This is a genomic window from Acidovorax sp. KPB24-03 (assembly GCF_057546605.1).
The window spans coordinates 1-10,894 of sequence record NZ_BAAJYR010000116.1 but is presented as its reverse complement, the minus strand read 5'-3'; the positions used below and the strand labels follow the sequence as shown (position 1 = coordinate 10,894).

At 66.3% G+C, this 10,894-nt stretch carries 5 protein-coding genes and 3 pseudogenes; 2 read left to right on the top strand and 6 right to left on the bottom strand.

From position 1 onward, the window contains the following. Positions 1 to 2,439 (bottom strand): annotated as a pseudogene (gene dnaE, locus AC27KI_RS13650) (DNA polymerase III subunit alpha); the annotation flags it as partial. A 188-nt stretch (positions 2,440 to 2,627) separates the two neighbouring features. Here dnaE and AC27KI_RS13645 point away from each other — a divergent pair. After that, on the top strand, positions 2,628 to 3,425 hold the full coding sequence (locus AC27KI_RS13645; RefSeq protein WP_272563805.1) for an outer membrane protein assembly factor BamD: 798 nt from the start codon (positions 2,628 to 2,630) through the stop codon (positions 3,423 to 3,425). On the opposite strand, the pseudogene yoaA reads toward AC27KI_RS13645, so the two are convergent. After that, positions 3,388 to 5,479: pseudogene (gene yoaA / locus AC27KI_RS13640) on the bottom strand (DNA repair helicase YoaA). The gene AC27KI_RS13645 and the pseudogene yoaA overlap by 38 nt on opposite strands. 196 nt (positions 5,480 to 5,675) lie before the next feature. Between yoaA and AC27KI_RS13635 the strand changes: the two are divergent. Further along, positions 5,676 to 6,464: a PP2C family protein-serine/threonine phosphatase gene (locus tag AC27KI_RS13635; protein WP_317358777.1), complete on the top strand. Its 789-nt coding sequence runs from the start codon at positions 5,676 to 5,678 to the stop codon at positions 6,462 to 6,464. Positions 6,465 to 6,566: 102 nt separating this feature from the next. Here the strand turns inward: AC27KI_RS13635 and AC27KI_RS13630 are convergent, their stop codons facing one another. The 4 genes and pseudogenes from AC27KI_RS13630 to odhB form a co-directional block, all read right to left on the bottom strand. After that, complete coding sequence (locus tag AC27KI_RS13630) at positions 6,567 to 7,274, bottom strand: hypothetical protein (protein WP_487114254.1); 708 nt, start codon at positions 7,272 to 7,274, stop codon at positions 6,567 to 6,569. A gap of 14 nt (positions 7,275 to 7,288) precedes the next feature. After that, positions 7,289 to 8,387: pseudogene (zapE, locus tag AC27KI_RS13625) on the bottom strand (cell division protein ZapE). Positions 8,388 to 8,473: 86 nt separating this feature from the next. Next, on the bottom strand, positions 8,474 to 9,901 hold the full coding sequence (gene lpdA / locus AC27KI_RS13620; protein WP_487114252.1) for a dihydrolipoyl dehydrogenase: 1,428 nt from the start codon (positions 9,899 to 9,901) through the stop codon (positions 8,474 to 8,476). An 86-nt stretch (positions 9,902 to 9,987) separates the two neighbouring features. After that, positions 9,988 to 10,894, bottom strand: a 907-nt coding sequence (gene odhB, locus AC27KI_RS13615; protein WP_487114250.1) for a 2-oxoglutarate dehydrogenase complex dihydrolipoyllysine-residue succinyltransferase, incomplete at its 5' end; no start/stop codon positions are given.

Genomic DNA, 10,894 nt, shown 5'->3' with positions numbered 1-10,894 from the left:
CCAAAGTTCTTCATGGCATCTTCGAACAGCACCTTGATGCTTGTCAGTGTCGTCCATTTCCACCGTCACTGTTTGGCGCAGAAAAATTTCGGCCGTGTAGTGCACCTTGAGCCAGCCGGTCTGGTAGGCCAGCAGCGAGTAGGCCGCCGCGTGCGACTTGTTGAAGCCGTACCCGGCGAACTTCTCCATCAGGTCGAAGACTTCGTCGGCCTTTTCCTGGCTGATGTTCTGCTTGGCCGCTCCCGCACGGAAGATCTCGCGGTGCTCGGCCATCTCCTCGGCCTTCTTCTTGCCCATCGCCCGGCGCAGCATGTCGGCGCCGCCGAGCGAGTAGCCGCCCAGCACCTGGGCGGTCTGCATCACCTGCTCCTGGTACACCATGATCCCGTAGGTTTCCGACAGCACCTTCTCGACCAACGGATGGGGGTATTCCACCACCTCCTTGCCATGCTTGCGGTTCACGAAGCTGGGAATCAGATCCATCGGACCCGGCCGGTACAGCGCGTTCAGGGCGATGAGGTCTTCCAGCCGGCTGGGGCGTGCTTCCTTGAGCATGCCCTGCATGCCGCGGCTTTCAAACTGGAATACGGCTTCGGTCTTGCCGTCGGAAAAGAGACGGTAGGTGGGCGCATCGTCCAGCGGAATGTTCTCGAACGTGAAGTTCTCCTGCCCCTTGTGGCGCTTCACGATGAACTCCTTGGCGATCTCCAGGATGGTCAGCGTGGCCAGGCCCAAGAAGTCGAACTTCACCAGGCCGATGGCTTCCACATCGTCCTTGTCGTACTGGCTCACGGCGGAATCGCTGCCCGGCTGCTGGTAGAGCGGGCAAAAATCGGTGAGCTTGCCCGGGGCGATGAGCACGCCCCCGGCGTGCATGCCGATGTTGCGGGTCATGCCCTCGAGCTTTTGCGCCATCTCGATGATGGTCTTGACGTCTTCTTCCTTCTGCACGCGCTCGGCCAGCAGCGGCTCCAGCTCCAGCGCGTAATTGTTCTTGTCGCCCTCCTTCTTGGGGTTGGGCGGGTACTGCAGCGTGTACGACATGCCGGGCTTGCCCGGCACGAGCTTGGAAATGCCGTCGCAGAACGTGTAGCTCATGTCCATGACCCGGCCCACGTCGCGGATCGCGGCCTTTGCGGCCATGGTGCCGAACGTGGCGATCTGGCTCACGGCATCCTTGCCGTACTTGTCCTTCACGTAGTCGATCACGCGATCGCGGTTGGACTGGCAGAAATCAATGTCGAAGTCGGGCATCGACACCCGCTCGGGGTTCAGGAACCGCTCGAACAGCAGGTTGTACTGCAGCGGGTCCAGGTCGGTGATCTTGAGTGCATAGGCCACCAGCGAGCCAGCACCGGAGCCCCGGCCCGGCCCCACCGGGCAGCCGTTGTTCTTGGCCCACTGGATGAAGTCCCCCACGATCAGGAAGTAGCCCGGGAACCCCATTTTCAGGATGGTCTTGATCTCGAACTCCAGCCGCTCCAGGTAGCGCGGGCGCTCCTTGTCGCGCTCCGCCTCCTTGGGGTACAGGTGTGCCAGACGCTCTTCCAGCCCCGCCAGCGAAGCCACCCGGAAGTACTCGTCGATGGGCATGCCGCCCGGGGTGGGAAAGTCCGGCAGCTGCGGCTTGCCCAGCACCAGGGTCAGGTTGCAGCGCTTGGCGATCTCCAGCGTATTGGCGATCGCGGACGGCACGTCGGCGAACAGCGCCTCCATCTGCGCGCTCGATTTGAAGTATTGCTCGCGCGTGAACTTGCGCACCCGCCGCTGGTTGCCCAGGATTTCGCCTTCGGAGATGCACACACGCGCTTCATGGGCCTCGTAATCGTCGGCCGTGGCGAACTGCACGGGGTGGGTCGCGACGACGGGCAGGTTCAGCCGGGCGGCCAGTTGCACGGCAGACACCACATGGGCTTCGTCGTCGGGCCTGCCGGCGCGCTGGATCTCCAGGTAGAAGCGATGGGGGAACAGCCCGGCCAGCCGCAGTGCCAGACGCGCGGCCCCCGCGTCGTCGCCCTTCACGATGGCCTGCCCCACGGGACCGGCCTGAGCGCCCGCCAAAGCGATGAGGCCTTCGCCCAGTTCCTCCAGCCAGGCCCAGGTGCACAGGGGCTGGTTCTTCACCACGTTGCGCGTCCAGGCGCGCGCGAGCAGTTCCGACAGGTTCAGGTACCCCTGCTTGCCCTGCACCAGCAGGATCATGCGGGAAGGTGGATTGCCCGGCTCCTCGGGTTCGACGAACACTTCGGCGCCCAGCACGGGCTTGACGCCCTTGCCCCGCGCTTCCTTGTAAAACTTGATGGCGCCGAAAAGATTGCCGAGGTCGGTGATCGCCAGGGCGGGCTGGCCGTCCTTGGCAGCCGCCTTGGCCACTTCATCAATGCGGTTGGTGCCGTCGACGACGGAAAATTCGGTGTGCAGGCGCAAATGGACAAACATGGCGGGTATTGTAGGAACGCCCGCTTCCCTGCCCCGCGCCAGAGCCCCGGCGTTTCGTTCAGGCCGCCGGCTGGCACGCCGGTACAATCCGGCTCCTGCCCGATCGCCGCGGCCAGCCCCCTGTGGCCGTCCCGGCCCCTGATCGGAAGCGGGAACCGATGCCCTTCTTTTGCCTGAAAGCTGCCTCCATGCCGCGTTTTCCCCTGCCCCTGTTGTCCGCCCTGCTGGCCGCCGGCCTGATGGCGGGCTGCTCCAGCACCCCCGAAGACAAGACCGCCGGCTGGAGCCCCAATCGCATCTACTCCGAAGCCCGCGACGAACTCAACAGTGGCGGCTACGACAAGGCCGTGCCCCTGCTGGAAAAGCTCGAAGGTCGCGCGGCCGGCACGCCGTTGGCACAGCAGGCCCAGTTGGAAAAGGCCTACGCCCAGTACAAGGCCGGCGAAAAGGCCCAGGCCATCGCCACGCTGGACCGCTTCATGAAGCTGCATCCCGCCAGCCCCGCCTACGACTACGCGCTGTACCTGAAGGGCCTCGTCAACTTCAACGACAACCTGGGGCTGTTCTCCTGGCTGTCACGCCAGGACCTGTCCGAGCGCGACCAGAAGGCCGCCAAGGATTCGTTCGAGTCCTTCCGCGAACTGACCACGCGGTTCCCGGAATCGCGCTATGCCCAGGACTCGCGCCAGCGCATGACCTACATCGTCAATTCCCTGGCGCAGTACGAAGTGCACGTGGCCCGCTACTACTACGAGCGCGGCGCCTATGTGGCGGCCATCAGCCGGGCCCAGATCGCCCTGGCCGACTACAAGGAAGTGCCTGCGCTGGAAGAGGCCCTGTACATCCTGGTGAAGTCCTACGATGCGCTGGGCATGACCCAGTTGCGCGACGATGCGCAGCGCGTCATGGCGAGTTCCTACCCGCAGAGCGAGTTGAACCGCGATGGCCTCAAGGCCAAGTCGGAGCCGTGGTGGAAGGTGTGGTGAGCGCGCGCAGCGCCGCATCGAATTCCTGCGCCGTGTGAAGGCGCCGCATGGGTGGCAAGGCTGACAGCAGGCGCTTGCCGTAGCCCATCTCGACCAGGCGGGTGTCGGCCACCACCAGCACGCCCCGATCGGTTTCGCTGCGAATCAACCGCCCCGCGCCCTGCTTGAGGGCGATCGCGGCCTCCGGCAGCGAAAAGTACCGGAAGGCGCTGCGTTTGGTCTGTTCCAGCCGCTGGGAGCGCGCCTCCACCAGCGGATCGCCCGGTGGCGGGAACGGCAGTTTGTCGATCACCACCAGTTGCAGGGCCTCGCCCGGCACGTCGAACCCTTCCCAGAACGTGGCGGACGCGACCAGCACGCACCCTGCCCGCCCCTCGGACGCGCGTTCGCGGAACCGCTCCATCAAACGCCGCTTGGGCCACTGGCCCTGCACCAGCACCTCGATGCCGGAATCCGCAGCGAACCGGGCCTGCAGCGCATCGCCGATGGTCCGCAGGGCCTTGAGCGTGGTGGTGAGCACCAGGGTTCGCCCTCCGAGCACCATCACCGCGCTGCCCACCCAGGCCGCCAATGCCGCGCTGTGGGAGGGGTCGGAAGGCTTGGGCAATTCCAAAGGCACATGGAAGGCCGCCTGCGATGCATAGTCGAACGGGCTCTCCACCCGCAGGATGCGCGCGTCCTGCAAACCGCAGGGCTCGGTGAACCAGCGCAGGCTCGCATCGTCCCCCAGGGTGGCCGAGGTGAAGATCCATGCACGGGGCTTGCCCTGCGACAGCACCGCGGCCGCATCCGGCTCGTCCCAGGCCGAGGCCTCGGCCTCAGGCTCGGGCTCGCCAGCGGGCAGTTGCCACAGGGACCGCATCGGGCCCGCGATGTCGAGCGGCGCTTCCACGAACCGCAACGCGCCCGCCACATCCACCCATCGGACCGCGTCCGCGCCACAAGGCTGGGAAAAGCCGTCCATGCGCTCCATGAGCTGCACCGCACGGCCATGCAGGCGCACAAAGTCCGGGGCGATCTCGCTCACGGTGTCCAGGGCCGCCAGGGCTGCGCGGCATGCGCCGACCACCTGCTGCATGGCCGCATGCCATTCGCCGGGGTCCACGCCGTCGGGCACCTCGCTTGTCCAACGCAACCGAGAACCGGCCGGGGCACGGCCTGCGGCCAGGCGAAGATCGCGGCCGGCGCGGTCCAGCGCGGCGGCCACCCCCAGCCAATCGGCCAGCCCGCGGGCGAACTGCAGGCCTGCCGCCATCACGTCGCGCGAAAAAATCCAGCAACTGCGCGGTGGAAGCTTGTTTGCCCATGAACTGCACGCCGGTCTCGTTCAGCTGGTGCGCCTCGTCGAAGACGACGACGCGCACGGAAGGCAGCAGTTCGGCCATGCCGGAATCGCGAACGGCCTGGTCCGCAAAAAAGAGGTGGTGGTTGATCACCACCACATCGGCAGCCAGCGCCTCGCGCCGGGCACGGTGGACATAGCAGTCCCGAAAGCGCGGGCACGGCGAGCCCAGGCAGTTCTCGCGGGTGGAGGTGACCAGCGGAATCACCGGGGAGCGCTCATCCAGCCCCGGCAACTCAGCCAAATCACCGCTCACCGTCCCTTGCGACCAGGTTTCCACGCGGGCCAGCACCCGCGCCACGGCCGCATCGTGAGCGGCCGCATCCTGGCGTGCCAACTCCATGCGGTGCAGGCAAAGGTAGCTGGCCCGGCCCTTGAGCAGCGCGGTGCGCACGGGCAACGCCAGTGCCTGAACGAGGCGGGGCAGGTCGCGCGCGAACAACTGGTCCTGCAGCGCCTTGGTGGCGGTGGACACCAGCACCCGCTCGCCACTGAGCAGCGCCGGCACCAGATAGGAAAACGTCTTGCCGACGCCCGTGCCCGCCTCCACCACCAGACCCCCTCCCTGCTCGATGGTCTCGGCCACCGCCAGCGCCATCTCGGTCTGGCCAGCGCGGGGCGAGAAATGCGCCTGGGCCAGCGACAGCACGCCGCCCGCTTCGAACGCGGCCTGCACGCCATGGACGAGCGATTCGATGCGGGGCAATTCCATGCCGGTCATTCCTGGTTGCGCTCACGGGCGACCGCACCGGACCGCATGGTGGAACCGGGAGGAAATGGACAGGTTAAAAGGCGGTGCAAGGAAAGAAGGCAGCAGAGGCGTCACATGGCAAAACCGCCAAAGGGCGCCCGATAATACGTGCTTCGCCCGGCCCTTCGGCCGGCCCGCGCCTTCCACCATTTATGCCATGACCAAACCGTTTCGCCTCACTGCGTCAACCGGCATCCACAAAGGCGATCGCGAATACCAGCAGGACCAGGTCGCGTTGATCGCCCACCCCCGCTACAACGGCTGCGTGCTCGGTGTCGTGGCGGACGGCATGGGAGGGCGCAGCGGGGGCCGCAAGGCGTCCGACCAGGTGATGCTCACGGCCCGGCAATGGTTCGAGCGGTACTCGCCGGACACCGACGACACCGCGACGATGCTCAAGCACATGGTGGAAGAGGCGCACATCGTGATCCGCCTCACCGCCATCTCAGCCGAGCAGGAGCCGCACAGCACGGTGGCGGCATTCATCATCAACCCCCGGGGCGACTGCCACTGGGCGCATGCCGGCGATTCACGCATCTATCACTTCCAGGGCGCGCGGCTGGCCCACCGCACCAGCGACCATTCATATGTTCAGGCCCTGGTCGACCGCGGCGAAATCACCGAGGCCGAGGCCAACACCCATCCGCACTCCAACATCCTGGTGGGCTGCCTGGGCACCGAGAGCGATCCGCCAGTGGCCCAGCACATGATTCCGCAACTGCTGCCAGGCGATGTGCTCCTGGCGTGCAGCGACGGCGTGTGGCACTATTTTTCGCCCACGGAGCTGGCGTCGGTGGTGGACTCGCTGTCGCCGCGCGAGGCCACGGAATTCCTCATCGAGAAAGCGCGGTCACGGGCCCGTGGCGGCGGGGACAACCTCTCGCTCGCCATCGTGAAGATCGAGGCGCTGGTGGAAGAAAAGAAACCGGCCCGGCTGGTGCGCTGAGGAAGGCGTCAACAGCGCGCACCTGCCCCGCGCCACAGGGGTGGGGGGTGCCCCATGGCAGTCGCCCGCGCCTGGTGGAAGGCGTGCGCCTTGGCGCCGCCTTCAGGGGGCAGCGCTGGCCGGTGGAACCGGCGGTGGCGGTGGCGGTGGCAGCGCCGCTGCCGGCTTGCGGCCCTGGGCTTCGGCATCGGCCCGCGCCTTCTCGTGCTTTTCGCGCCGCTCCTGGGCGGCCTTCTGCTTGGCCTCGTAGCGGGCACGCGCTTCGGAAATCTGGCCGGGTTGCGCCGCTGCGCGCTCGGCCTTGGCGGCTTCGTGCGACTGCTCCCGCGAATGCTGCTGTGCGGCGCGCTGCTGCGCGTCGTGCTCGCGCTCCGCACGGCCCTGCGCTTGCGCCTGGGCCCGGGAGGCGGCCTGCATGGGTGCGGGGCGTTCGCCGGCTTCGAGCTTCTCGCGCTGCTCCTGCTGCTTTTGCTCGATCGACTGCACGCGCAAGGCCGCCTTTTCACGGCGCTCGGCGTCGTTCAGGGCCACTTCGCGCTGCCGCAGTGCGCTTTCCTGGTCCCGCACCTGCGCCCGCACGCCGATCAGGCAGTCCTCGACGGAAAAGCGCTGGTAGCAGACGGCCTCTTCCTTGATGCGCCGGGCCTCCAGCGCGCGGCGGTCGCGCTGGATCTGGTCGCGCTCGGCGCGGCGCTCGGCCTGCGCGGCATCGGCGGCGGCGCGCGATGCGGCCAGCGGTGACTGGGCCGCAGCCAGCGTCGAGGCGAGCGCCAGTGCGGTGGCAAGGAAAAGGCGTTGGAAGGATGGCATGGCGAGAAAAGAGGTTACGTCAATCCGGTGTCCACCACGCGCCGCTCCAGATCCAGGAATTCCTTGGACTGCATTTCATTCAGCCGGGAGACGGTGCGCGGAAATTCATGGGCCAGCGGGCCCTCGGTGTACAGCGCTTCGGGCGGCACGGCGGCGGACAGGATGAGCTTGACGCGCCGGTCGTACAGCACGTCCACCAGCCACGTGAAGCGCCGGGCCGGCGACGCCATCGATACGGGCATGTGGGGCACATCCGACAGCAGCACGGTGTGGAACTGCGTGGCGATTTCCAGGTAGTCGTTCTGCGAGCGGGGGCCACCGCACAGCACGCTGAAATCGAACCAGACGACGCCGCCGGCCTTGCGGCGCGCACGGATCTCGCGTGCCTCGATGTGCAGGACCGGGTCTTCGTCGCGCACTTCGGCCAGTTGGTCGAACGCCTCGGACATCTCCGCATCGGCCTGGGGTCCCAGCGGCGTGTGGTACAGCCGCACCATCTCCAGCGTGCGGCGGCGGTAGTCGGTGCCGTTGTCCACGTTGACCACCTCCATCCGCTGGTTCAGCAGTTCGATGGCGGGCAGGATGCGGTCGCGGTGCAGCCCACCGGGGTACAACCCGTCGGGCTCGAAATTGGAGGTGGTGACAAAACCCACGCCGTTGTCGAAAAAGCGCCGCCAGCAGGCGGTGCAGGATCATCGCGTCGGTGATGTCCGCCACATGGAACTCATCGAAGCAGATGAGCTTGTAGCGCTTGGAAATGCGCTCGCCCAGCACGTCCAGCGGATTGACGGTGCCCTGCAGGCCCGCCAGTTCGCGGTGCACTTCGCGCATGAACTCGTGGAAATGCAGCCGCACCTTGCGGCGGATGGGCACGGCGTTGAAAAAGCAGTCCATGAGAAAGCTCTTGCCCCGCCCCACGCCGCCGTACATGTACACGCCGCGCGGCACCTCGGGCCGGTTGATGAGCTTCTTCAAGGCGTTGGAGCGGCGCTCCTTGTACAGCGCCCAATCGTCGGCACACCGCTGCAACGCCTCGACGGCGCGCAACTGGGCCGGATCGCTCTGGTAGCCCTTGCTGGCCAGTTCCGCCTCATACGCCTGCTTCACATTCACACGCACACTCCAAACGCTATAAAAAAGATAGCTGCCTGCGCTAGTATTTCAAGCGCAGGCAGCCATTTTTACCCAAAGTCCCGGGGTCAGAAGTTCAGCGTGCGCTTGTCCACGGCCAGGGCCGCTTCCTTGGTGGCTTCGCTCAAGCTCGGATGGGCGTGGCAGATGCGCGCGATGTCTTCGGCGCTGGCCTTGAACTCCATGGCGACCACGGCTTCGGCGATCAGTTCGCTGGCCATCGGGCCGACGATGTGCACGCCCAGGATCTCATCCGTGGCCGCGTCCGCCAGGAACTTGACCATGCCGGTCGTGTCGCCCAGCGCGCGGGCGCGGCCGTTGGCCAGGAACGGGAACGTGCCGGCCTTGTACTTCACGCCGTCCGCCTTGAGCTGCTGCTCGGTGCGGCCCACCCATGCGATCTCGGGGTTGGTGTAGATCACCCAGGGGATGGTGTTGAAGTTCACATGGCCATGCTGGCCCGCGATGCGCTCGGCGACGGCCACGCCCTCTTCCTCGGCCTTGTGCGCCAGCATCGGGCCACGCACCACGTCGCCCACCGCCCACACGCCCGGCAGGTTGGTCTTGCAATCGGCATCGACCACGATCGCGCCGCGCTCGTCCAGCTGCAGACCCACGGCTTCGCCGTTGAGACCGATGGTGTTGGGCACGCGGCCGATGGACACGATGAGCTTGTCCACTTCCAGCGTCTGGGCTTCGCCCTTGGCGTTGGTGTAGGCCACGCTCACGCTCTTCTTGCCGGTCTTGATCTCGCCGATCTTCACGCCCAGCTCGATCTTGAGGTTCTGCTTGTCGAACGCCTTCTTGGCTTCCTTGGCGATCTGCTCGTCCACCGCGCCCAGGAACGTGGGCAGGCCTTCCAGCACCGTCACTTCGGCGCCCAGGCGGCGCCAGACCGAGCCCATTTCCAGGCCGATCACGCCGGCGCCGATCAGGCCCAGCTTCTTGGGTGTCTCTCCAATGCGCAGGGCACCGTCGTTGGAGAGGATGTGCTCTTCGTCGAACGGCACGCCAGGCAGCGCGCGGGCGTTGGAGCCAGTGGCCAGGATGATCTGCTTGCCGGTGATGGACTCTTCGGCAGCGCCGGCCACGCGGATTTCATAGCCACCGTCGGCGGCCTTCACGAACGAGCCACGGCCGTGGAAGAACGTGATCTTGTTCTTCTTGAAGAGGTACAGGATGCCGTCGTTGTTCTGCTTAACCACGCTGTCCTTGCGGGCGATCATCTTGGCCACGTCCATGCGCACGTCCTTGACCTCGATGCCATGGTCGGCGAAGTGGTGGTTGGCCTGGTCGAAATGCTCGGACGACTGCAGCAGCGCCTTGGAGGGAATGCAGCCCACGTTGGTGCAGGTGCCGCCCGGTGCGGGGCCGCCCTTGCCGTTCTTCCACTCGTCGATGCAGGCCACGTTGAAGCCCAGTTGCGCGGCTCGGATGGCAGCGATATAGCCGCCGGGGCCGCCGCCGATCACGATCACGTCGAATTGTTTGCTCATGTCAATCTCACTCAATCAGTTGAAGAAAGACCCACCGGCGGGCGCGGCCAACGGCCGGGCCACGCGGGCGGGTCCATCCAGGGGGATCAGATGTCGAACAGCAGGCGCGAGGGGTCTTCCAGCGCTTCCTTCATGGCCACCAGGCCCAGCACGGCTTCACGGCCGTCGATGATGCGGTGGTCATACGACATGGCCAGGTAGTTCATCGGGCGGATGACGATCTGGCCGTTTTCCACCACGGCACGGTCCTTGGTGGCGTGCACGCCCAGGATGGCCGACTGCGGCGGGTTGATGATGGGGGTGGACAGCATGGAGCCGAACGTGCCGCCATTGGAGATCGAGAACGTGCCACCGGTCATCTCTTCAATGCCCAGCTTGCCGTCCTTGGCCTTCTGGCCGAACTCGGCGATCTTCTTTTCGATGTCGGCGAACGTCATCTGGTCGGCATTGCGCAGGATGGGCACCACCAGGCCGCGGGGCGAGCCCACGGCGATGCCGATGTCGAAGTAGCCGTGGTAGACGATGTCGTTGCCGTCGACCGAGGCGTTGAGCACCGGGTACTTCTTCAGGGCATGCACGGCCGCCTTCACGAAGAAGCTCATGAAGCCGATCTTCACGCCGTGTTCCTTGGTGAAAGCGTCCTGGAACTTCTTGCGCATGTCCATCACCGGGGCCATGTTCACTTCGTTGAACGTGGTCAGGATGGCGTTGGTCGATTGCGACTGCAGCAGGCGCTCGGCCACGCGGGCGCGCAGGCGGCTCATGGGCACGCGCTGCTCGGGGCGGCCGCTCAGGTCTTCCTTGGCGGTGGGCGCAGCCACCTGCGGCAGCGCCTTGGTGGGCACGCCGGTGGGGATCGCGCTCGGTGCGGCCGCAGCGGCCTTGCCCGTGCCCGATGCCACGGCACTCAGCACGTCGCCCTTGGTCACGCGGCCATCCTTGCCCGTGCCGGCCACGGCCGAAACGGACAGGTTGTTGTCGGCCAGCAGCTTG